This window comes from Stappia sp. MMSF_3263, assembly GCF_030733745.1.
In the GTDB taxonomy this organism is placed as follows: domain Bacteria; phylum Pseudomonadota; class Alphaproteobacteria; order Rhizobiales; family Stappiaceae; genus Stappia.
Genome location: NZ_JASHIK010000005.1, coordinates 236929 through 260361, shown reverse-complemented (window position 1 = coordinate 260361; position 23433 = coordinate 236929). Strand labels below are relative to the sequence as shown.

Annotated in this window: 17 protein-coding genes; 10 read left to right on the top strand and 7 right to left on the bottom strand. The window is 66.8% G+C overall.

The window, feature by feature from the left end; translation table 11 throughout:
* The first annotated feature begins 48 nt into the window (after positions 1–48).
* Positions 49–1434 (top strand): M23 family metallopeptidase, encoded by a 1386-nt coding sequence (locus RBB46_RS08565; RefSeq protein WP_306028555.1) that lies wholly within the window; start codon positions 49–51, stop codon positions 1432–1434.
* 87 nt (positions 1435–1521) lie between these two features.
* On the opposite strand, the gene prfB is transcribed toward RBB46_RS08565, so the two are convergent.
* The 3 genes from prfB to RBB46_RS08550 form a co-directional block, all read right to left on the bottom strand.
* Positions 1522–2653, bottom strand: a protein-coding gene (prfB, locus tag RBB46_RS08560) for a peptide chain release factor 2 (RefSeq protein ID WP_306028553.1) whose coding sequence is annotated in 2 segments (ribosomal slippage) — positions 1522–2583 and positions 2585–2653 — 1131 coding nt in all. Because the reading frame shifts where the segments join, the coding sequence is not laid out codon by codon here.
* Positions 2654–2845: 192 nt separating this feature from the next.
* Positions 2846–5305, bottom strand: coding sequence for a penicillin-binding protein 1A (locus RBB46_RS08555; protein WP_306028550.1), 2460 nt, complete (start codon positions 5303–5305; stop codon positions 2846–2848).
* A 331-nt stretch (positions 5306–5636) separates the two neighbouring features.
* Positions 5637–6950, bottom strand: a complete 1314-nt coding sequence (locus RBB46_RS08550) for an N-acetylmuramoyl-L-alanine amidase (protein ID WP_306028548.1) — start codon at positions 6948–6950, stop codon at positions 5637–5639.
* A gap of 853 nt (positions 6951–7803) precedes the next feature.
* Here RBB46_RS08550 and RBB46_RS08545 point away from each other — a divergent pair.
* Complete coding sequence (locus tag RBB46_RS08545; protein WP_306028547.1) at positions 7804–10389, top strand: ribonuclease E/G; 2586 nt, start codon at positions 7804–7806, stop codon at positions 10387–10389.
* Positions 10390–10586: 197 nt separating this feature from the next.
* Here RBB46_RS08545 and RBB46_RS08540 read toward each other — a convergent pair whose 3' ends face one another.
* Entirely contained in the window at positions 10587–11747 is a 1161-nt protein-coding gene (locus tag RBB46_RS08540) for a pyridoxal phosphate-dependent aminotransferase (RefSeq protein ID WP_306028545.1), read from the bottom strand.
* 305 nt (positions 11748–12052) lie between these two features.
* Between RBB46_RS08540 and RBB46_RS08535 the strand changes: the two genes are divergently transcribed.
* From RBB46_RS08535 to aat, 6 genes are all read left to right on the top strand, one after another.
* Positions 12053–13459, top strand: a complete 1407-nt coding sequence (locus RBB46_RS08535; RefSeq protein ID WP_306028543.1) for a M48 family metalloprotease — start codon at positions 12053–12055, stop codon at positions 13457–13459.
* 71 nt (positions 13460–13530) lie between these two features.
* The gene (locus tag RBB46_RS08530) at positions 13531–14283 is read left to right on the top strand and encodes a DsbA family protein (RefSeq protein WP_306028541.1); all 753 of its coding nucleotides are present in this window, start codon (positions 13531–13533) and stop codon (positions 14281–14283) included.
* 184 nt (positions 14284–14467) lie between these two features.
* On the top strand, positions 14468–14908 hold the full coding sequence (gene aroQ / locus RBB46_RS08525; protein ID WP_306028540.1) for a type II 3-dehydroquinate dehydratase: 441 nt from the start codon (positions 14468–14470) through the stop codon (positions 14906–14908).
* A 48-nt stretch (positions 14909–14956) separates the two neighbouring features.
* Positions 14957–15412, top strand: a complete 456-nt coding sequence (gene accB, locus RBB46_RS08520) for an acetyl-CoA carboxylase biotin carboxyl carrier protein (RefSeq protein WP_306028539.1) — start codon at positions 14957–14959, stop codon at positions 15410–15412.
* Between the two features lie 14 nt (positions 15413–15426).
* Positions 15427–16776: an acetyl-CoA carboxylase biotin carboxylase subunit gene (gene accC / locus RBB46_RS08515; protein WP_306028538.1), complete on the top strand. Its 1350-nt coding sequence runs from the start codon at positions 15427–15429 to the stop codon at positions 16774–16776.
* Between the two features lie 50 nt (positions 16777–16826).
* Positions 16827–17507, top strand: a complete 681-nt coding sequence (gene aat / locus RBB46_RS08510) for a leucyl/phenylalanyl-tRNA--protein transferase (protein WP_306028536.1) — start codon at positions 16827–16829, stop codon at positions 17505–17507.
* Between the two features lie 34 nt (positions 17508–17541).
* Here the strand turns inward: aat and RBB46_RS08505 are convergent, their stop codons facing one another.
* Together RBB46_RS08505 and parA are read right to left on the bottom strand one after the other, a co-directional pair.
* A complete protein-coding gene (locus tag RBB46_RS08505; RefSeq protein WP_306028534.1) occupies positions 17542–19836 on the bottom strand; it encodes a heavy metal translocating P-type ATPase in 2295 nt (764 codons plus the stop codon).
* A gap of 99 nt (positions 19837–19935) precedes the next feature.
* On the bottom strand, positions 19936–20583 hold the full coding sequence (gene parA / locus RBB46_RS08500) for a ParA family partition ATPase (protein ID WP_306028533.1): 648 nt from the start codon (positions 20581–20583) through the stop codon (positions 19936–19938).
* A gap of 210 nt (positions 20584–20793) precedes the next feature.
* Here parA and RBB46_RS08495 point away from each other — a divergent pair, with 210 nt between their 5' ends.
* Positions 20794–21492 (top strand): fumarylacetoacetate hydrolase family protein, encoded by a 699-nt coding sequence (locus RBB46_RS08495; protein WP_306028531.1) that lies wholly within the window; start codon positions 20794–20796, stop codon positions 21490–21492.
* Between the two features lie 29 nt (positions 21493–21521).
* The gene (locus tag RBB46_RS08490; RefSeq protein WP_306028530.1) at positions 21522–22340 is read left to right on the top strand and encodes a 1-acyl-sn-glycerol-3-phosphate acyltransferase; all 819 of its coding nucleotides are present in this window, start codon (positions 21522–21524) and stop codon (positions 22338–22340) included.
* A gap of 33 nt (positions 22341–22373) precedes the next feature.
* Here RBB46_RS08490 and RBB46_RS08485 read toward each other — a convergent pair whose 3' ends face one another.
* The gene (locus RBB46_RS08485) at positions 22374–23174 is read right to left on the bottom strand and encodes a hypothetical protein (RefSeq protein ID WP_306028527.1); all 801 of its coding nucleotides are present in this window, start codon (positions 23172–23174) and stop codon (positions 22374–22376) included.
* Positions 23175–23433: the final 259 nt, after the last annotated feature.

Genomic DNA, 23433 nt, shown 5'->3' with positions numbered 1-23433 from the left:
TGGCGCAGCGTGCAAGCGCGGTGTCGTCGGGAACGGGTCCGGAGAGTAATGACAGGACACGCTGGCAACGCCCACAGGGTATTCGGCAAACGCAAGGAGCCGCATCGGGTCATCATCGCCCGCGGCGACAACGTGCGCAGTTTCACGATCTCTCCCTGGATAGCCGGGCTCGGAACCGCGCTCGGAACGATGCTGGCCGTCGGCTATATCGGCGCGACCGCCTATCTTGTCCTGCGCGACGACATCATCCAGTCATCGGCCGAACGCCAGGCCCAGATGCAACTCTCCTACGAGGACCGCATTGCCTCGCTGCGCTCCCGCATCGACCAGCTGACGAGCCGCCGCGTTCTGGAACGCCGCAGCATCGACGAACAGCTCGAGGACGTGGTCGTACGCCAGCGGGATCTCGATACCCGCCAGGCGCGGGTTGCGAACCTCCTCGCCCGCGCGGCCCAAAGCGGCATCCGCGTTGCCCTTGGCGGGCCGGTGCCGCCGGCGAAGCCCGACATCGCCCTGCCGCAGATCGCACTCGGCTCGGCCACCGCGCCGACCGGCATCGGCGGCACGCCCGAGCCCATCGAGATATCTCCCGTGCTCAGCCTGCGCGGATCGCAAGGCGAGAGCAGCCCGGCGGCCGAGGCGGCCGCACGCCAGGGCGCCGGCTCTCCCGGCGTTCCGCTCAAGAACATCGCCCCGCTCCCGGGGCAGGCCGCCGAACAGGCCCCGGACAAGCGCGCCGAGTTGATCGATGACGTCAATGCCTCGCTGGAGCGCATGGACAAGGAAGCGCATCTCGCCCTCGACGTTATCGCCGTGACGGCGGAGCGCGACGTCGCCGTCATCACCGACGCCGCCGACGAACTCGGGCTACGGCTCGCCGGGATTGGCAAGGCCGCCGCCAGCGGCCAGGGTGGTCCGTTCGTCGCGCTTGAGACCGCCGATTTCGACGCCCGCCTGGAACGCGCCGAACAGGCCCTGGCGACGCTTGCCAGCGTCAAGGATGCCGCACGCGGCATTCCCATGGCCCGCCCGGTCAGCGGCGCCCCGGTCTCCTCGTCCTTCGGACCGCGGCTCGACCCGTTCCTCGGCCGCATGGCCATGCATACGGGCATGGATTTCAAGGCCGTCAGCGGCACCAGCATCCTCGCTCCCGGACCGGGAACCGTCGTCTTTGCCGGTCGCAACGGCGGTTACGGGAAATCCGTGGAGATTCTGCACCCCAGCGGTGTCACCACCCGGTTCGCCCATATGAGCCGCATTTCGGTCTCAAAGGGACAGAAGGTCACGACCCGCGATGTGGTGGGACGTGTCGGCACGACGGGCCGCTCCACGGGTCCGCACCTTCATTACGAAATCCGCATCGACGACCGCCCGCTCAACCCGGCCCGCTTCCTGCGCGCCGGCGACAAGATCGCCCCGCTGATCGGGAACTGACGCTGGCCGGCAAGGCCTCAAACAAAAACGGCGCCCGAAGGCGCCGTTTCCGTTTTCCGGTCGAAACACAATCTCCGCAGGGGCCGTCTACTCCACGTCCTCGACGGCCTCGGGCACGCCGCCGAAGGCGCGCTGCGCCAGCGTCGCCTCCATGAACGCGTCGAGATCGCCGTCCAGCACGTCGCCCGGGCTGGTGCTTTCGACGCCCGTGCGCAGGTCCTTGACCAGCTGGTAGGGCTGCAGCACGTAGGAGCGGATCTGGTGACCCCAGCCGATCGACGTCTTTGACGAGGCGTCGGCATTGGCCTTCTCCTCGCGCTTCTGCAGCTCCAGCTCGTAGAGCCGCGCCTTCAGCATCGACCAGGCAGTCGCCCGGTTCTTGTGCTGCGAGCGCTCCGACTGGCACTGCACGACGATGCCGGTCGGCTGGTGGGTGATGCGCACCGCCGAATCGGTCGTATTGACGTGCTGCCCGCCCGCCCCCGACGCCCGGTAGGTGTCGATGCGGCAGTCGCTCTCGTTGATCTCGATCTCGATCGAATCGTCGATGACCGGATAGACCCAGGCGGAGGCGAAGCTGGTGTGCCGGCGCGCCTGGCTGTCATAGGGAGAGATGCGCACCAGACGGTGCACGCCGGACTCCGTCTTCAGCCAGCCATAGGCGTTCTCGCCCTTGATCTTGAGGGTCACCGACTTGATGCCGGCCTCCTCGCCATCGTGGAACTCGAGCACCTCGACCTTGTGGCCGTGCTGCTCGGCCCAGCGGGTATACATGCGCAACAGCATGCTCGCCCAGTCCTGGCTCTCCGTGCCGCCGGCGCCGGAGTTGATCTCCATATAGGCATCGTTGCCGTCCGCCTCTCCCGACAGGAGCGAGGCGATCTGCCGCGACTGCACCTCGCCGCGCAACGCCTTCAGCGCCGCCTCGGCCTCGCGCACGACCTCCTTGTCGTCCTCCATTTCGCCAAGCTCGATCAGTTCGAGATTGTCGCGGAGGTCGGCCTCCAGCTTGCGCACGCCGTTCAGCCCGTCGTCGAGCTGCTGGCGCTCGCGCATCAGCTTCTGCGCCTTGGCCGGGTCATCCCAGAAGGAGGGGTCCTCGGAAGCCGCGTTCAGTTCATCAAGTCGGACAATCGCGTTGTCCCAGTCAAAGATGCCTCCTCAGCAGGCTTATGGCCTGCTTGATTTCGTCAACGACGGCCTCGGTTTCGGCGCGCATCGCTCGTCCTTCTGTTCTCGTGTTGCAGTCGATGTTCGGAAAAAGGGAACGGTGTCCGGCAGGTGGGTTCGGACGCCTGCTCCGGCAAGTCGCCCGCAGTCGCTGGCGAAGCCGGGACACCCGTTTCGGCGCCGGACAATAATGGATAGGCCGGGCTTTCGCAAACGCGCGCCCGGCCGCCATGTCGGAGAATCAGTAGAGACCGCCGGTGCCGCTCATCACCGCCTGGCCCGCCTCCGGCGAGACCGTGCGCGGGATGCCGATATCGTCCTGGAAGCCAATGATCGAGTATTCGTCCGGCGGAGCGGTGCCCGGCTTGAACGCCTCCAGGATGGTGCCCGGCGTGCCGGCCGCGGCCCTGAGGCCCGTGCGCCGGTTGATCGGGATCAGTTGCAGTCCCTTGGGCACGCGGAACTCGACCGGGGTCGTGTCCTCCAGCGCCGTCTTGACAAACTCGGTGAAGATCGGCGCGGCCACCTGGCCGCCCGTCGCCCCGCGTCCCATCGGCTTGGGATTGTCGTAGCCGACGAAGACGCCGACGGTCAGGTCCGGCGTGAAGCCGACGAACCAGGCGTCCTTCTCGTCGTTGGTCGTGCCGGTCTTGCCAGCGACCGGACGACCGACCGCCTTGACGCTGGTCGCCGTGCCGCGCTGCACGACGCCTTCCATCATCGAGGTGATCTGGTAGGCGGTCATCGGATCGAGCACCTGCTCGCGATTGTCGATCAGCTCCGGCTCGCCCTGCCCGGCCCAGTGGTCGGCGGCGCAGGTCTCGCAGACCCGCTCCTCGTGGCGATAGACGGTCTTGCCGTAGCGGTCCTGGATGCGGTCGATCAGCGTCGGCGTGACCTTGCGCCCGCCATTGGCGATCATCGCATAGGCGGTGACCATGCGCATGACGGTGGTCTCGCCCGCGCCGAGCGACATCGACAGCACCGGCGTCATCTCGTCATAGATGCCGAACCGCTTGGAATACTCAGCCACGAGCGGCATGCCCATGTCCTGCGCCAGGCGCACCGTCATCACGTTTCGCGACAGCTCGATGCCAAGGCGCAGGGTCGAGGGACCATAGAACTTGCCGCCATAGTTCTGCGGGCGCCAGACCGGCAGACCAGGCCCTTGCGCGATCTCCACCGGTGCGTCGAGCACCACGCTGGAGGGCGTGTAGCCATTGTCGAGCGCAGCGGCGTAAAGGAACGGCTTGAACGCCGAGCCGGGCTGGCGATAGGCCTGCGTCGCGCGGTTGAATTCGCTCTGCGCGAAGGAGAACCCGCCGACCATGGCCAGCACCCGGCCCGTATAGGGATCCATCGCGACCAGTGCGCCGGAGACGCTCGGAAACTGGCGCAGTTCGTAGACGAGACCGGCCGGACCGTCGACGCCTTCGACATAGACGACGTCGCCGACATTGAGAACGTCATCGACGCTGTTCGGCGCGCGGCCGCTGACGCGGGCCCATTTCATCGCCGACAGCGACAGGGTCACCCGCTCGCGCTCCGTCGAGAGGTCGCCGCCCACCAGCCGCTTGGGGCGCAGGCCGACCTCGGCGGTTTCGTCGGAAACCGACAGCACCACCGCCGGAAGCCATTCGGGCACGTCGGACATGCCCTCGACCTTGGCCAGTTCGCCGCCCCAATCGCCCGCGCCCGGCTCGATGCGCGTGATGGGTCCGCGCCAGCCGCCACGGCGCTGGTCGAAGGCGATCAGCCCGTCCATCAGCGCCTTGCGGGCCTTTACCTGGAGCTTGGGATCGAGTGTCGACCGGACCGAAAGGCCGCCCTCGTAGAGACGTTCCTCGCCATAGAGCGAACCGATCTTGCGCCGCACTTCCTCGGAAAAATACTCCGAGGCGAAGAGCTGCGAGCCACGGGTGCGCGGCGTCACGTCGAGCGGCTTGGCCTTCGCCTCCTCGCCGGCAACGCTGTCGACATAGCCGTTCTCGACCATGCGGTCGATGACCCAGTTGCGCCGGACGATGGCCGCTTCGCGCTCGCGGAAGGGATGGTAGTTGTTGGGGCCCTTCGGCAGGGCCGCGAGATAGGCCGCCTCCTCGAGCGTCAGTTCGTGCACCGACTTGTCGAAGTAAAGCAGCGATGCGGCGGCGACGCCATAGGCGCCCAGCCCCAGATAGATCTCGTTGAGGTAGAGCTCGAGGATCTCTTCCTTGGTGTAGGCCTGCTCGATCCTGAGCGACAGGATCGCCTCCTTCACCTTGCGCTCGACGGACACCTCGTTGGTCAGCAGGAAGTTCTTGGCGACCTGCTGGGTGATCGTCGAGGCGCCCTGCGGACGGCGGCCGGAGCCGTAATTGCGCGCATAGGCCAGCGCCGCGCGGGCGATGCCCTCCGGATCGATGCCCAGATGCGAGTAGAAATTCTTGTCCTCGGCCGACAGATACGCCTGCTTCAGCATCTCGGGAATGGCCTGGATCGGCAGGAACAGCCGGCGCTCCTTGGCGTATTCGGCCATCAGCTGGCCGTCCGCCGCATGCACGCGGGTCATCACCGGCGGCTCGTAGTTCTTCAGCGCGGTGTAGTCCGGCAGATCCTGCGACATGTCCTGCAGGTAGATCCAGACGCCGGCGGCGACCAGAAGCCCCAGAACGGCGCCGATGCCGAACAGGTAGCCGAAGAGTTTGATCAAGACCTTCATATATCCGGCTCGTCTATCCCGAAAAGTCGGTTGTTCCGTTGGCCTTGCCCCTTGGACCGCGCGGGAGGGCGCGGCCGGGGAGGCCCCTGTCAGTTTGCGCGGCCGGGACGTCAGCGTCCCTGGCAGCGCGTTGCGGCGGACCGGAAAAACGGCGGCTGTCGCGCCATGCCCGGTTCCGGTGCCAAGCGGGTACAGGATTCGCCGACCTTCGTCGCCCTGTCTTTGCCTGCGGAAACGCTCCAGCCGGAGACCGGATCGGAACAGCTTGCAAACAACCCCTCGCCGCCCCTCTCAATCCTCGACCAATATGGCGATGCTGAGGCGTTCGCCGCTATTGCTCGACCTTGGCATCCTCTTCCCCGTCCTGCGTGCCGGCCGCGCTCTGCGACAGCTTCACGCCGGGCTTGCCGAAACGGCGTCCGAAATAGTTGTCGATCGCGGCCACCAGAGCCGCCGACATTCGGCCGCGCCATTCGTCCGTGGTCATCAGCTTCTCGTCGAGCTTGTTCGACAGATAGCCGAGTTCGACCAGCGCCGAGGGCACGTCATGCGCGGTCAGAACGCGAAATCCGGCCGATCTCTGCGGATTCTTGACCAGTTGCGCGGTGCCGCGCAACTCCCCGACCAGGGTGCGTGCGAACAGGTAGGAAAACTTCTTGGTTTCCTGGCGGGCCAGGTCGATCAGGATGTCCGTCACATCGTCGGGCTCGTCGGCAAGGTCGATGCCGGCGATGATGTCCGAGCGGTTCTCCCGTTCGGCCAGTGCGGCGGCGACTTCGTCGCTGGCATTCTCCGACAGGGTGTAGACGCCGGCGCCGCGCACCTGGTCGCGACCGATTCGCACCGAGTCGGCGTGAACGGACAAAAGCAGGTCCGCCTCCAGGGAACGGGCGATCTTCACCCGCTCGCGCAGGGGGATGAACACGTCCGTGTCGCGCGTCATGCGCACATCATAGCGTCCGGTGGCGATCAGCTTGTCGCGCAGCATCAGCGCGAAATCGAGAACCACGGCCTTCTCCAGCGTGCCGCCATTGCCGGTGGCGCCGGTGTCAATGCCGCCATGGCCGGGATCGAGCACGATGACCGGCAAGCCCTTCTTGCCTTCCGGCGGAGGTGTCAGCCGGTCGCCCTTGCGTGCCACGGCGGGTGCCGGAGCGCTTTCGCGGGCCGTTTCCAGGAAGGCTTCGCGGCTGGTGCTGACCAGGTCGAGAACGAAGCGGGCCGGCTGGTCGGAAACCGGCGGCAGCACAAAGGCCTTGTCGACGGCGACCGGCCCCTTGGCGTCAAGCACAACCCGGGATTTTCCCGCGGCGAACATGCCGAAGCGCCAGGCGGTGAGAAGCCCGCGTCCTTCCTGCCCGGCGGTCTCCGGCAGATCGAAGGCGACACGCGGCAGGTCGATGACGATGCGGTAGGGGTCGGACAGTGTCGAGACGGCGAACTCCACCGGCGAGGACAGGTCCATGATGAAGCGGGTGCGGGCCTCGTCCCCGGCCACCCGCGCCTCGCGCGCCACCGGCACGTCCGGCGTCTCGGCGCGCACGGGCGTCGCCGTCGCCACCGCCAGCACGGACCAGGTTGCCGCGGGCAATGCCAACGTGATTGCGCAAGCCAGAAGCCGCGCCATGCATCCGTAGCTCGTCACCGGATTTCGCCTCTTGCCGATCCTGTTCGCCCCGCCCTTGTGGCAAGGGCCAGCCATTTCAAGGAATACCCTTAGGCAAGTTAACCTTTCATTGACAATACGCCCCTTCATGTCCTGACGCGAGCCGCAAGCACAAGTCGAGGGAAGCTCGTATGCGTACTTGCCTTATGACGCCCGCGACCGTAAAAGAAACCGAACGGGTCCCGACTTTGAAGATGATTCAGGTCGGGACGTCCTGGTGCCCCGAAACGGCGTCCGGCCCAGCCAACTGTCCTTGCGTCACCCGCGATCGATAAATTGGCGTCGGAACCCGTCAGGGTGACCATCAAAATTGTGCGTCCCTCGGCCTCCGGCTCTCGCCGGAAATCCGGGGGTCCGGCCGAAAGCGCGGTGCGCTGCGGCCGGCGGCCTGCAATGTCCCGGACTCGCGAACGCGGTATCGCGCCGGGACGGAAACAGGATCGATCCGTACGAAAGCTCCCTGGCGGCGCAAGCCGGTTCCGGAGCGCATGATGGCAACAGGGACGGGCCAGAGCAGGACCCGTTTATCAGTTTGCCGGCTCCACGGCCGCCCGCGCGCCAACCCGGCAACTGGCTTGATGCAATCACGGCCCGCCCTTTTGGCCGGTGCCCTACAGATATGGTCCATTAGGCGCTGCAATGAACCTTTGCGCGAAGACGATCCGACAGGGACACAAGGCGGCCGTTTCTGGCATCGCCGGTTCCGCTCGGACCGCCGCGCGGCGCGCCCCGACGTCCCCTTTCACACTGAAGAACAGAACGACCGCAATTGCGCAATTCCGGGCGAGCGCACCAAGCCGCCTGGAAGCGCCGGTCGTGGAGATCCCCATCTATGGCGAACAAAATGCTCATCGATGCCGCGCACCCGGAGGAAACCCGGGTTGTCGTCGTGCGTGGCAACAGGGTCGAGGAATTTGATTTCGAGGCTGCCAATCGCAAGCAGCTTCGTGGCAACATCTACCTGGCCAAGGTAACACGTGTCGAGCCGTCGCTTCAGGCGGCCTTTGTCGACTATGGCGGCAACCGGCACGGCTTCCTCGCTTTCGGCGAGATCCATCCCGACTACTACCAGATCCCGGTCGCCGACCGGCAGGCCCTGCTCGACGAGGAGGAGGCGGAAGCCCGCCACGACGACGAGGAACGCCCGGCGCGCCGGCGCTCCCGCGCAGCCAAGACGGAAGACGACGGCGAGGCCAAGGTCGGTTCCGGCGATGAGGCGGAGAACGGCGAAGGCGGCGAGGACGATGTCGAGTCCGTCGGAGCCGAGGATGCGCTCGAGGAAGTGCCGCAGCGGGCCCGCAAGCATCGCAAGCAGTACAAGATCCAGGAAGTGATCAAGCGCCGGCAGGTTCTGTTGGTGCAGGTCGTCAAGGAAGAGCGCGGCAACAAGGGCGCGGCGCTCACCACCTATCTGTCGCTCGCCGGCCGCTATTCGGTGCTGATGCCGAACACCGCGCGTGGCGGCGGCATCTCCCGCAAGATCACCACTCCGACCGACCGCAAGCGGCTGAAGAAGATTGCCTCGGAGCTCGAGGTGCCGCAGGGCATGGGCGTGATCCTGCGCACGGCCGGTGCCAGCCGCACCAAGGCGGAGATCAAGCGCGACTTCGAATACCTGATGCGGCTGTGGGAGAATGTGCGCGACCTGACGCTGCAATCCTCCGCGCCCTATCTGGTCTACGAGGAGGGATCGCTGATCAAGCGCTCGATCCGCGACCTCTACAACAAGGATATCGACCAGGTCCTTGTCGCCGGCGACGAGGGCTACCGCGAGGCCAAGGACTTCATGCGCATGCTCATGCCGAGCCATGCCAAGAACGTCCAGCCCTACAAGGACGCGACCCCGGTCTTCTCGCGCTTCATGGTCGAATCGCAGCTCGACGCGATGTTCTCGCCCCAGGTGACGCTGAAGTCGGGCGGCTACATCGTCATTAACCAGACGGAAGCGCTGGTTGCCATCGACGTGAACTCGGGCAAGTCCACCCGCGAGCACAATATCGAGGACACCGCCGTCCAGACCAACCTGGAGGCCGCCGAGGAGGTGGCCCGCCAGCTGCGCCTGCGCGACCTCGCCGGCCTGATTGTCATCGACTTCATCGATATGGAGGAGAACAAGAACAACAGGTCCGTCGAACGCAAGCTCAAGGACTGCCTCAAGAACGACCGGGCCCGCATCCAGGTCGGCCGGATCTCGCATTTCGGTCTGCTGGAGATGTCGCGCCAGCGCATTCGCACGGGCGTTCTCGAAAGCTCGATGACCCCCTGCCCGCATTGCCACGGCACGGGCATGATCCGCTCGGTCGAGTCGGTCGCACTCCATGTGCTGCGTTCGCTCGAGGACAACCTGCTGAAGGGGGCGACGCACAACCTGATCGTGCGCACCACCACCGAGGCGGCCCTCTATATCCTCAACCAGAAGCGCGCCCATCTGGCCGATCTGGAGGCCCGCTTCGGCCTTGAGATCGCCGTGCAGGCCGGCGCCATGGAAAGCGGCCAGCATTACGTGCTGGAGCGCGGCGATCCGGTCGAGCCGCGTCCGGACGACACGCCCCGGCTGATCCAGCCCTCCACCGTCATGCCGATCACCATCGACGAGGACGACGACATCGAGGAGCCGGTCGAGGACGAGGAAGAGGAAGAGACCGAAGCACGTGCGCCGCGCGCACGTGACGACGCGGACGAAGACGGCAACAACCGCAAGCGCCGCCGCCGCCGCCGCCGCCGCAAGCCCGCGAACGGCGACGAGCAGCAGGCCGCGGAGGCCGACAGCAACGAGGCCGGAGCGTCCGATGACGGCTCCGACAGCGAGAACGCTGCCGACGAAGTCGATGCCGATGCCGAAACGGATGGCGATGACGACGAGCGCGCCCGCCGCAAGCGTCGCAGGGGCCGCCGGGGCGGTCGCCGCAGCCGCCGCGATGGCGAGGGCGGAGACGACACCGAGCAGACATCCGAGGCACCTGCAGTTGCGGCCGATGCCGACGGCGCCGCGACCGGCGAGAGCACGGCCGAGGCAACGGACGGCGACGGTGACGCCCAGGTCGACGGCCCGACCGAGGCTGACGTCCCGGCGACCGGGGAGACACTTGCGGAAGAGCCGGCCGAAGCGGCCGTGAGCGAAGAGACCCCGACGGCCGCGGCCGAAGAGACCTCTGTTGACGAGACCGTGGAAGCCGAGCCCGCCGCGGAAGCACCGGCCGAGGCCGGGGAACCCGCGATCGCGGAACCGGCCGAAGTCGAGCCGGTGGCCGCAGAGCCGGTCGAAGCGGAGCCCGTGGCAGCCGAACCCGCCAAACCGTCGGCACCGGCCGAGCCGGTCGTCGTGCGCGAGAAGGTCAGCGGCGACGGCTCGACCGAGGAAAGCGACGATCCCGAGCCCAAGCGTTCGGGCTGGTGGCAGCGGCGCTCCTTCTTCTGAAAGGCAATTCGGTTGTGGGCGCGCTGAAAACCCTCGTCGTCCAAGGCAGTACTGCCCAAGAGCACTCCCGGCAGGTCATCTAGACAGGAACCGGCGGATCACACGATCCGCCGGTTTTTTGTTTCGGTCTCGCCTCCCCGCAGGATTGAAACGCGGCCTGCACCGCACGCTGACCTCTCCTGCGTATCGCGTGCGGTTCACCCAATCCGCGGCAGCCACTCGCCAAGCCGCTCCATCGCCTCCTCGATGACGGCGGTATCGCCGGCAAAGGAAAAGCGCAGGTAGGCGCGTCCGTTGACGGGATCGAAATCCGGTCCCGGCGTCGCCGCGATACCGGTTTCCTCCAGCATGCGTGCCGCGAAGGCGACGCTGTCGTTGGAGAACGGGCGAACGCTCGCATAGAGGTAGAAGGCACCGTCGACGGGAAGCATCTCGGTGAAACCGAGACCCGGCATCCGTTCCAGCAGCACCGCCCGGTTGCGCGCGTAACCCGCCTTGACCGCTTCCAGGTCACGGGTCGCGCCAAAGGCCGCCGCCGCCGCGCGCTGGGAAAGCTCGGGCGGCGAGATGTACAGGCTCTGCGCGATCCGCTCGACCGGACGGACCAGTTGTTCGGGCAGGACCATCCAGCCGATCCGCCAGCCCGTCATGCAGTAGTATTTCGAGAAGCTGTTGATGACGATGGCCTTGTCCGTGAAGGCGAGCGCTGTTTCCTGGCGCCCCTCGAAGACGAGGCCATGGTAGATCTCGTCGGAGATGAACCACAGGTCGAGCGCCTCACAGGCCGCGTTGAGGGCCTTGAGCGCCTCCGGTGTCATCATCGTGCCCGTCGGATTGGCGGGCGAGGCGACAAGGACGCCCTTCAGCGGCGCCTCCCGGTGGGCGGCCTCCAGCAGTTCCGGCGTCAGCGCCCAGCGTGTCTCGGCGCCGACCTCGATCTCGACCGGAACAAGCCCCAGGGCCCGCAGGATGTTGCGGTAGGCTGGATAGCCCGGCGCGGTGATCGCCACCCGGTCGCCCGGATCGAATGCGGCCAGAAACGCCAGGTTGAACCCCGCCGACGAGCCTGTCGTCGCGACGATGCGGTGGTCGGGAACCTCGATGCCATGGGCGATGCGATAGTGGTCGGCAATGGCGCGGCGCAGCAACGGCAGGCCGCGCGCCTCGGTATAACCGATGCGCCCCCCGTCCAGTGCTGCCCGGGCCGCGTCCAGAACAGCACGCGGCGCCGGTGCGCCCGGCTGGCCGACCTCCATGTGCAGGACGCGCGCGCCGGCCGCCTCCAGAGCGTTGGCCCGGGCAAGCACGTCCATTGCAAGGAACGGTTCGACCTCGGATCGGCGGGACACGTCGGGCATGGATGGCTTCCTGTTTCAAGAGCTGTCAGGGCGTTTTCGCAGCCGGCAGGCCGGCCAACGGCAAGCACGCCAATCTGGTGCCGCATTTGCAGCGTTTAGAGGGGCGGAGCACATACCGTTGCGGGCAGTTGACCGGCCTCGTCCCGGTCACCTACCCTCCGCTTGCGCACCTGTCGAGGGGGTGTTGCCCGATGCCGGGCCCTTGCCCGGGCCCGTAACCTGCAACCGGCGCGAACGAGACCAGCAAGACCGTGAACAAAGGCCTGCCCATGCTCCCGTCCCTTTCTTCCACTCCCCGAACGGAAATGGCGACAGGCCGCGGCAGGCCCGGACGCGCGCTTGTGAAGAACCTGGCGGCTGCGGCCATGGCCGGCGTGGTGGCGCTCGGCCCGATGAGCGCGCCGGCACGCGCGCAAGGGGGAATACCGCTGGTGCGGGACGCGGAAACCGAGGCCCTCATGCGCGACTATGCGGGACCGATTTTCGACGCCGCCGGCATTGCCCGTCAGCAGGTCGAGATCATTCTCGTAAACCGCAACGACTTCAACGCCTTCGTTGCGGATGCTCGACGCATTTTCATCAATGTCGGAGTGATCACCGAGGCCGAGACGCCGGGCGAGGTGATCGGCGTCCTTGCGCACGAGACCGGACACATCACCGGCAACCATCTCGTTCGCCTGCGCCAGGCCCTCGCCAACGCCCAGATCATGGCGGTTCTCGGCACCATCCTGGGCGTCGGCGCCATGGCCGCCGGCGCCTCGTCCGGACAGTCGGGCATCGCCCAGGGCGGCGCCGGAGCCCTGACGGCCGGCACCGGGATCGCGCAGCGCAGCCTGCTTGCCTATCGGCGCGGCGAGGAATCCATTGCCGACCGCGCCGCGATCACCTTCCTGGAAAAAACCGGCCAGTCGGCAAAGGGCATGCTGAAGACCTTCAGCCGTTTCGCCGACCAGTTGCTGTTCTCCGCCCAGTACACCGATCCTTACGCGCAGAGCCATCCGATGCCGCGCGAGCGCCTCAACGCGCTGGAAACGCTGGCCCGCAAGAGCCGCTACTGGGACACGCCCGCCAGCCCCGAGCTGCAGTTCCGTCACGACATGGTGCGGGCCAAGCTGATCGCCTACACCAGCCACCCGAACGTGGTCGCCCGGGCCTATCCGAGATCCGACAGCTCCCTGCCCGCCGAATATGCGCGCGCCGTCGTGACCATGCGCACCCAGAGCCGCCGCCAGGCGGTCGAGGTCATCGACAAGCTGCTGCGCCGGCAGCCGGACAACCCGTATTTTCATGAGCTCAAGGGGCAGGCCCTGCTCGAATCGGGCAGTCCGAAGGCCGCGATCGGCCCGTTCCGCCAGGCCGTCGCCCTGCGTCCCAGGGAGCCCCAGTTCCAGATCTGGCTGGGCTTCGCACTCGTCGCCGCGAACGAGACGTCCGCGCTGGCGGAGGCGGAACGGGTCCTCAAGCTCGGCCTGCAGATGGATCCCAACTCCCATATCGGATATTCGCAGCTGGCCATCGCCCTCGGCCGCCAGGGCAAGACGGCCGAGGCGGACCTTGCCACCGCCCGCGGCCTGATGGCGCGAGGCGATTTCAGCGCGGCGAAACGCTACGCGGCCCGAGCACAAAAAAAATTGAAGCGCGGAACGCCATCCTGGCTACAGGCTGATGATATCGTGTCCTATAAGCCTCCGAAGCTTCCCGGCCGCTCTTGACGGCGGGACGCGTTGCGAACGACACCTAACGGACCGGATTGAGGGCGTTCCCCCGGTCTCTGGAGACCCGAATGAAGAAGCTGCTTCTGGCCACCATCGCCGCAATGGCCTTTGTCTTTTCGCCCGTGGCGCAGGCCCAGGACACGCCCCTGGCGCGCGGCGACGTGGAGAAGATCGTCCGCGAGTACCTGATCGGGAACCCGGAAATCATCCGCGAGGCGCTTCAGGAACTGGAGCGACGCGAAATGGCGGCTGCCAGCAAGGCGCGCACGGAGGCCCTGTCGGGCGTGGCCGACATCCTCTTCGACTCCACCCGCCAGGTCGAGCTCGGCAACCCGGACGGCGACGTCACCTTGGTCGAGTTCTTCGACTACAATTGCGGCTACTGCAAGCGCGCCATGGCCGACATGGAAAAGCTGCTCCAGGAAGACAACAAGCTCCGCGTCGTGCTGAAGGAATTCCCGGTTCTCGGCCAGGGGTCGGTCGAGGCGGCGCAGGTCGCGGTCGCGGTCAACATGATCGCGCCGGACAAGTATCACGACTTCCACCGCAACCTAATGGGCGCCCGCAGCCAGGCCAACAAGGCAAGCGCGCTGGCCGCCGCCAGGGAAGCCGGGCTCGACACGGACAAGGTCGAGGCCTCCCTCGACGATCCGGAGGTCAAGACCTCGATCCAGGAAGTCTACATGCTGGCGAACCGGCTCGGCCTGACCGGGACACCCTCCTATGTCATCGGCGACGACGTGGTGATGGGCGCCGTCGGCTACGATCAGCTCAAGGGCAAGATCGACTCGATGCGCAATTGCGGCCAGGCGACCTGCTGAGGGCGTAGCGGTTCTCCATCCCGGTCCCGTCGGTCGGCGATGCGCATGCGCGCCGCCCGCAACGGCCTGCGGGAGACCGCGGGAGGTGACAACAGGTCTTTTCCTGCGCTTCCCGAGTCCCTATAAGGGGCTCAGTGATGCCACGTGACGCGCACCCGTGTCGCGTCGCCCTTGCGGGGAATGAATGTCCGCCTCGATCTATGTCCTCAACGGTCCGAACCTCAACCGGCTCGGCACACGGGAGCCTTCCACATACGGAACGGCGACCCTTGGCGATATCGAAAGCCTGTGCCGCGATGTCGGGGAGGATCTCGACCTGGAGATCGAGTTCCGGCAGTCCAACCACGAGGGCATGCTGGTCGACTGGATCCAGGAGGCGGGCGATCTCGCGCAAGGGCTGGTGATCAATCCCGCCGCCTTCACGCACACGTCCGTGGCGCTGCACGATGCCATCCGCGCCGCCGAGATACCCACCGTCGAGGTTCACCTTTCGAACGTCTTCGCGCGGGAGGCCTTTCGGCATCATTCCTACGTGTCGCCGGTCGCGCTCGGCGTGATCTGCGGCTTTGGTCCGACTGGCTACCGGCTTGCGCTCGAAGCGCTGTCGACCGTCATCAGGCCCTGACCACGGCCCACGCGGCCCGTTCAACCACGAAAAGATCAAGACAGGCAAATGTCGGAAAAGAAAGACCAATTCGATCAGGACTTGATTCGCCAGCTCGCGGCTCTGCTTGACGAGACCAATCTGACGGAGATCGAGCTCGAGCGCGACGATTTCCGCGTCCGCGTCGCCCGCCAGATCACGGTCGAGGCGCCGGTATCGGTCGCCCGCGCGGCGCCCGCAGCCCCGGCCGCGCCCGCGTCGGCCCCCGCCCCCGCCGACCCGGCCGGACATCCCGGCGCCGTGCCCTCGCCGATGGTCGGCACCGCCTATCGCGCGGCCGAGCCTGGCGCGCGCAACTTCGTCGAGGTCGGCGACACCGTCAATGCCGGTGACACGCTGGTCATCGTCGAGGCGATGAAGACCATGAACCAGATCCCGTCTCCCCGCTCCGGTCGCGTCACCGCAATCCTGGTCGAGGACGGGCAGCCGGTGGAATACGGCGAACCGCTCGTCGTCCTCGAGTGACGGGGGCCGAACCCATGTTCTCGAAGATCCTCATCGCCAATCGCGGCGAGATCGCGCTGCGCGTGCTGCGCGCCTGCAAGGAACTCGGCATCCAGACCGTCGCGGTGCATTCGACCGCCGATGCCGACGCCATGCATGTGCGCCTCGCCGACGAAAGCGTGTGCATCGGCCCGCCGCCGGCGCGCGACAGCTACCTGAACATTCCCCAGCTTCTGGCGGCCTGCGAGATCACCGGCGCCGATGCCGTGCATCCCGGTTATGGCTTCCTGTCGGAGAACGCCCGGTTCGCCGAGATTCTCGAAGCGCACAAGATCACCTTCATCGGCCCGACCGCGGAACACATCCACATCATGGGTGACAAGATCGCGGCCAAGCAAACGGCGAAGCGCCTCGGCATTCCCGTCGTGCCGGGCTCCGACGGCGCGGTGAAGCCGGGCGACGATGCCCATGCGATCGCGCGCGAGATCGGTTACCCCGTGCTCGTCAAGGCCGCCGCCGGCGGCGGCGGACGCGGCATGAAGGTCGCCTTGAGCGAAAAGGAGCTCGACACGGCTCTGTCGACGGCCCGTACGGAAGCCAAGAACGCCTTCGGCGACGATGCTCTCTACATGGAGAAGTATCTCGGCAAGCCGCGCCATATCGAGATCCAGGTGCTGGGCGACGGACGCGGCAACGCGATCCACCTGGGCGAGCGCGACTGTTCGCTGCAGCGCCGCCACCAGAAGGTTCTGGAGGAGGCGCCCTCGCCCGCCCTCAACGCGGCCCAGCGCAAGGAAATCGGCGAGATCGTCGCCGATGCCATGCGCAAGCTGAAATACCGCGGCGTCGGCACGATCGAATTCCTCTACGAGGACGGCAGGTTCTATTTCATCGAGATGAACACCCGCCTGCAGGTGGAGCATCCGGTGACCGAGATGATCACCGGCATCGACCTCGTCAATGAGCAGATCCGCATCGCCTCGGGCGCCGAACTGACGCTTCGCCAGGAGGATGTCCTGTTCGAGGGCCACGCCATCGAATGCCGCATCAATGCCGAAAACCCGCGCACCTTCGCGCCCTCGCCGGGCCGGATCACCTATTACCACCCGCCGGGCGGTCTGGGCGTGCGTGTCGATTCCGGCGTCTATCAGGGCTACCGGATCCCGCCGCACTACGACAGCCTGATCGGCAAGCTGATCGTCCACGGCCGCAACCGCGTCGAGTGCATGATGCGCCTGCGCCGCTGCCTCGACGAGTTCGTGGTGGACGGCATCGAGTCGACGATTCCGCTGTTTCGTGATCTTGTCGACAATCAGGACATCGCCAACGGCATGTACGACATTCACTGGCTCGAGAAGTATCTCGCCGCCAAGTCGGACGACTGAGACCGCGGGAGACGGGCTTTGCGGCCACGTCTCCCGCCCGAAAGGTTTCCATGGCCGGGAACAAGAACGATCCGCTGGTCATCACGCCGCACGTCCTGCTCAAGGCCTATGCCTGCGGCATCTTTCCCATGGCGGAATCGGCGGACGACGCCAACCTTTTCTGGATCGAGCCCGAGCATCGCGGGATTCTGCCGCTCGATGCGTTCCACATTCCAAGACGTCTGCGACGAACCATCCGCCAGGACCAGTTCGAGGTCCGGGTGGACAGCGATTTCCAGGGGGTCATCGACGGCTGCGCCGCACCCGCGGAGGGGCGCCGCAAGACCTGGATCAACGCGGAGATCAGGCGGCTCTACGGCGCCCTGTTCGACATGGGCTATTGCCACACCGTCGAGACCTGGCGCGAGGGCAGACTGGTCGGCGGCCTCTACGGCGTCTCGCTCGGGGCGGCGTTTTTCGGAGAGAGCATGTTCGCCTTCGAGCGCGATGCATCGAAGGTCGCGCTGAGCCATCTGATCGCGCGGCTGATCGCCGGCAATTATGCCTTGCTCGACACCCAGTTCGTCACCGGTCACCTCTCGCAGTTCGGCACCCTCGAGCTTCCCAAGGCCCGCTATGACAAGATGCTCGAGGCGGCACTGAACCGGTTCGGGGATTTTTCCGTCCTGCCTGCCGCCGTCGACGGCCGCACGGTGCTCGACACGCTCGACATGCGCGCGCCGGGCGAGTGAGCCGCGGCCGTCAACGACGGTCATGTGCAAGAGGCTACGTCCCCGACTGCCCGCCGGCACGCGCCGGATCATAGGCAAGCAGCCGGAGCGCATTGGCCGTGACCAGCACCGTCGCGCCGGTATCGGCCAGGATCGCGATCCACAGCCCGGTGATCCCAAGGACCGAGGTGACGAGGAACACGCCCTTCAGTCCGAGTGCGATGGCAACGTTCTGATGGATGTTCGACATGGTCGCCCTCGCCAGCCGGATCATGGCGGCGACATCGCCCACCCGGTCGCGCAGGATCGCCGCATCCGCCGTCTCCAGCGCCACATCCGTTCCCGAGCCCATGGCAACGCCGAGGCTCGCCTGCTTCAGGGCCGGCGCATCGTTGATGCCGTCGCCCACCATCATCACCGGTCCGCCCTGCGACAGCTCGCGGATCGCCGCGAGTTTGTCTTCGGGCAGAAGGCGGGCACGCTGCTCGATGCCGATGACCTCACCGATCGCGGCAGCCGTACGGGCGTTGTCACCCGTCAGCATCACGGCCGAGACATCGAGACGCGCCAGTTCGCGGATGGCGCGGGCTGCGTCCTCTCGCGGCTCGTCGCGCATGGCAATGAGGCCGACGGGACCATCCGCGCCATGGACGACCACCACGGTCTTGCCCGCGTTTTCCAGTGCGCTCGCCTGCCGCTCCAGATCGACGGGCAAGCGGCCCGCCTCCAGCGCCTGGGCCGGGCTCGTCACGTGGACCTCGCCCCGCCCGGCAAGCTCGGCCACGACGCCGCGCCCGGGGAGCGCCCGCGCCGCACTGGCGGCGGGAAGCGCAAGTCCGTCACTCTCCGCCCGGATCAGGATCGCCTTGGCGAGCGGATGGCTCGAGCCGTTCTCCACCGCTGCCGCCAGGGTCAGCACCTCGGCCTCCTGCGCATCGGCGAAGGGCACGATGTCGGTGACGACGGGCCGTCCTTGCGTCAGCGTGCCGGTCTTGTCGAAAGCCACGAGCCGCGTGGCCGCCGCCGCCTCGACGACGGAGCCGCCCTTCATGAGAAGCCCGCGCCGTGCGCCGGACGAAAGCCCGGAGGCAATGGCCGCCGGCACGGAGATCACCAGCGCGCAGGGGCAGCCGATCAGAAGCAGGGCCAGCGCCCGGTAGATCCACACGTCCCAAGGCAGGCCGAGGGCAAGCGGCGGAACCAGCGCAACGAGAACGGCAATGCCGACGATGAAGGGCATGTAGACCCGGCTCAGCCGGTCGATGAACCGCTCGGTCGGCGCGCGTGCCTCCTCTGCCTCCTCCACCAGACGGATGATCCGCGCGATCGTGTTGTCGGACGGTTCGCGGGTGACGCGCACGGTAAGCGCCGCCTCCGCATTGATCGAGCCGGCGAAGACGTCGTCGCCGGGCGAGCGCGTCTGCGGCATGCTCTCGCCCGTGACCGGGCTCTCGTCGACGCCGGAGCTCCCCGCAACGACCGTTCCGTCCGCGGGCACCCGGTCTCCGGGGCGCACCAGCACCTCGTTGCCAACCGCAAGACTGTCCGCCGGCACCTCGCGCGAGCGCCCGCCATCCACAAGCAGGGCCGTCTTGGGCAGGAGCTTCACCAGCGAGCGGATGCCGCTGCGGGCCTGGTCGGTTGCGACCCCCTCCAGCAGCTCGCCCACGGCAAACAGGAAGACCACCAGCGCCGCCTCCTCCGAGGCATCGATGAACAAGGCGCCGGTCGCGGCGATGGTCATCAGCATCTCGATGGTGAAAGGCATGCCGGCGCGAAGCAGGGCGACAGCACGCCGGGCCACGGGAAAGAGGCCGATGAGACAGGCGGCAATGAAGGCCCAGCGCGAGATCGCGGGGGAAACAAGGAACTCCGTTCCCCACGCGGCGACTAGCAGCGCGCCGGTCAGGACGACCAGACGCCCCTTGCCCGTCTGCCACCAGGACAGGTTGCGCTCGGCGGGATCATCATGCCCATGGGCATGGCCGGAGGCACTGCCGGAGGCATGGTCGTGCTTGTGGCCATGGTCATGGCCGTCGCAACCGCAGGCGCCGTGATCCTCGGCTTCGCCGCCGCGTCCGTCGTCCTCCTCGCCATCGAGCCGCCGCCGCGCGCCGGCCGTGTAGCCGATCGCGCTGATCGCGCGCTCCACGGCCTCGGGCCGGTCATGGGCCTCGTCGAGAGAAAGCCGGAGCCGCTCCTTCATCAGCGACACCTCGACCTCGCTGACGCCAGTGACGCGCTCGACGGCGCCACGCGCCTTGGCGACGCAGGAGGCGCAGTCCATGCCCTTGACGGTCCATTCATACCGGATGCCGGCGGCCGCGCCGCCAACTGTCTTCTCGCTCATGTCAGTCCTTCCTCCCCGGTCTCGCCGGGGGCGTTTTGGAATCTGACATGAGGCATAATCCCTCTAGCCACTATAGCTTCAAGGGCAAAATTGATAAAATCAGCCGGGGCCGATCAGGCGTCCGATTTCCTCGGCGAGCTGACGCGCCTCCTCCGCCCCCTTGCCGCGCGGATCGGTCTCCAGGATCGTGCGCCCGCTTCCCATCGACGCGGCGAAGGCCGTGCGGTTGCCAAGGCGGGCCGCCGCAACGCTGAACCCGTTCTCGCCGATCGCCGCCATCACTTCCTCCGTCAGCGCGGCACGCGGCGGCACCCGGTTGAGCACCACCAGCGAACGCGTGCCTTCCCTGCGCGCAAGCTCGACCGTCTGGCCGGTCGCCCACAGATCGACGAGCGTCGGCTGGACGGGAATGACAACCATGTCGGCTGCCTCGATGGCCGGGCGAACGTCGGAATCGGTCTTGGGCGGGGTATCGACGATCACCACCCCGTGGTCACGCGCCAGCGAACGGGCCTCGCGGCGCGCGCCCCAGCCGCTGGAGGTGCGGAAGGTCAGTCCCGTGCCGGCGTCCCCGAAGGCCTCTTCGCGCGCCTCGTACCAGGTGCCGAGCGATCCTTGCGGATCGACATCGACCAGCGCCACCGGAAACTCGCCTTTCAGGGCAAGGGCGACGGCAAGATGGGCGGCAAGGGTCGTCTTGCCCGATCCGCCCTTCTGCTGTGCAACGGAGATGATGCGACCGCCCATTCTTCACTCTCGCCCAGGCTGCTGTTGCCGGCTACTGTTGCACTGCAGCACATCAATGACAATGACGATCTCAGCGAGTGCTGGACCGCGAATGCGGCAACACGTAAACCGGAGGGCCCGGACCGGCCGCGGCGGAACGGGCAGCATGCCTGCCACCGTTCCGCCCGCACAGGTACCAGCCATCATCGCCACCTCACCAGGAGACAGGCCTTGTCAGAGTTCGTCCTCGCCCCCCCGCCCGTGCCCAGTGTCGCCGTGGAGGGAAGCGACGCACGCTTTCCCGTCCGGCGCGTCTTCTGCGTCGGCCGGAACTATGCGGCCCATGCAAGGGAAATGGGCAAGGATCCGGACCGGGAGCCGCCGTTCTTCTTCACCAAGCCGGCCGATGCGGTCTGCGATGCCGGCGGCACGGTGCCCTACCCGCCGCTGACCGAGGACCTTCACTTCGAGATGGAACTCGTCGTCGCCATCGGAATCGGCGGCAGCAACATCGATCCGGCCGACGCGACCGGCCACATCTGGGGCTATGGCGCGGGCATCGACCTGACCCGCCGCGACCTGCAGGCGCAAGCGAAGGAAATGGGGCGCCCCTGGGACTGGGCGAAGGGCTTCGACTTCTCCGCCCCCTGCTCGCCCCTGGTGCCGTGGAGCCGCTGCGGCCATCCGACCGCCGGGCGCATCACCCTTGCCCTCAATGGCGAGACCCGGCAGGACGGCGATCTTGCAGACCAGATCTGGCCTGTCGTCGATATTGTCGCGATCTGCAGTCGCTCGGTCGTCCTGCGCCCCGGTGACCTGATCTTCACCGGAACGCCCGCCGGGGTTGGCGCGGCCCGGCCCGGGGACCGGCTTGAGGGATCGATCGAGGGGGTCGCCTCCCTTGCCGTCACGATCGCCGAACGGCGCTGACAGCAGGCGTGCGAAAGGACATGCCCCGGATGAGTGAACGTCCGCCGGCCGCGGTGGATCGCGTGACCGGTTCCGGAGACGGCGACCGGCCGCGTCTGCGGCGCCCGCGCGGCTGGCGCGCGTTCCTCGCGGCCCTGCGCTCGCTGGTGTTCCTCGCGCTCGCCCTCGTCACCCTTCTTCTGGCGGCCCCCTTCACGCCGCTGCTGGTGATGCCACGCGGTTTCGTGCTTGCCTGCGCCAACGCGATCATCCGCTTCTGGCTCTGGCTTCTCGCTACCGTGACCGGGCTGCGCTACGAGGTGCGTGGCCGGGAGAACCTCGCCGCGGCCGGCGCCTGCCTGATCGCGTCGAAGCATCAGTCCGCCTTCGAGACCCTTGCCCTGCAGATCATCCTCGACGATCCGGCGATCGTGCTGAAGCGGGAACTGACCCGGATCCCCGTGGCGGGCTGGACCATGTGGCGGCTGCGCCATATCGGCATCAACCGCAAGGCGGGAGCGGCCGCGCTTGTCGACCTTGTCCGCCAGGCCAGGCAGCGTCTGGCGGAGGGCCGCCCGGTGGTGATTTTCCCCGAAGGCACCCGCGCAGCCCCCTTCGCCGCCCCCGACTACAAGCCGGGCGTCGTCGCCCTCTACCGCGCGCTGAAGGTTCCCTGCCTGCCGATCGCGCTGAATTCCGGCGTGTTCTGGCCGCGCAACAGCCTCTGGCGTTTCCCGGGCACGATTGTCGTCGAGATTCTGCCGGCGATCCCCGCCGGCCTCGATTCGGTCGGCTTCTCGGCCCGGCTCGAAAGCGCGATCGAGAGCCGCACCACGGAACTCGTTACCGCCGCCCTGGCGCCAGACTAGCCCCGGACTGGCCCCGGACTGGCCCCAGCCCGTTCAGGCCATCGTCCCTGCTTCCAGTCGCCAGGATCCGGTCGAGACCAGGCTGCGGGTCATCCGGAAGACTTCCGGCGCATAAAGCATGAAGTGGAAGATGTAGGCCGAGATCGTCACGACCTCGTGGATCGTGTAAAAATGGTAGACGTCGTATTCGGGGATCGGAAGGTCGAACCCCTTGATCACGAACAGGAAAAGATAAAAGACGGCGAACCCCGCGGTCACGAAGGCAAGATAGCGCCGAATACGCGAATAGGTCGAGTCAAGACGCAGGTAAGGACAGCCATCGCGGCTCGGCAAGCGCGCCAGGCGGGTTGCCAAGATACCGCTGAGAAGAATGGCTATCGCCTGAAAAACAAAGAAGAAATAGCTCGCCACCATGTGTATGTCGTGGCTTTGCCGGAACGTGACCTGCGTGCACACGACCATGCCGACCGTTCCGCAGGCCTGCACCGCCAGGACGACATACATCAGCCGGCGCAGGCTGGCGCGCGCCACCGGGTTGCCCTCGGTACGCAGCCGGATGGTGGCGAAATAGGCATTGGACAGGGGCACGAGCGCCAGCGCGATGACGCAGGCGACCGCGAGAATGGCGGCCGCGAAGGGCTCGCCGATGAACGGATCGCTGATTGCACGGCTAACCGTCGGCGCACTATGCTGGACGTAGTCGGGGTGGCGCTGGTAAAAGGCCCAACGGGCCCAGATCATCATGATGATTGCCGATCCGGGCACGATCACGACGGGAGCTGCAAGAAGCAGGCCCGCAGCCGCAGCGAAATTAGACGCCCGTTCCTTGGACATGCTCAAGCCCCGCATTGCACAGCAGTTTTACCTGGCACAGTGGCACACAAGCCAGACCTCCGCTCGCGATGTCCCGGCCCATCCCGCAAGCCTCGCGAACACTGTTGTGCATAGTAGACGCACAATGCCGCCGCAAGGGCAGCAGGGTTATTCGACTGTCCATCGTCGGGCGCCACTGCCGGTCACGGCCGTTTTTCGATAACTTCAAGCTGGAACAGAACCGGCTTAGCCCTTATGACAAGCGCAAAAGACGCGGAAA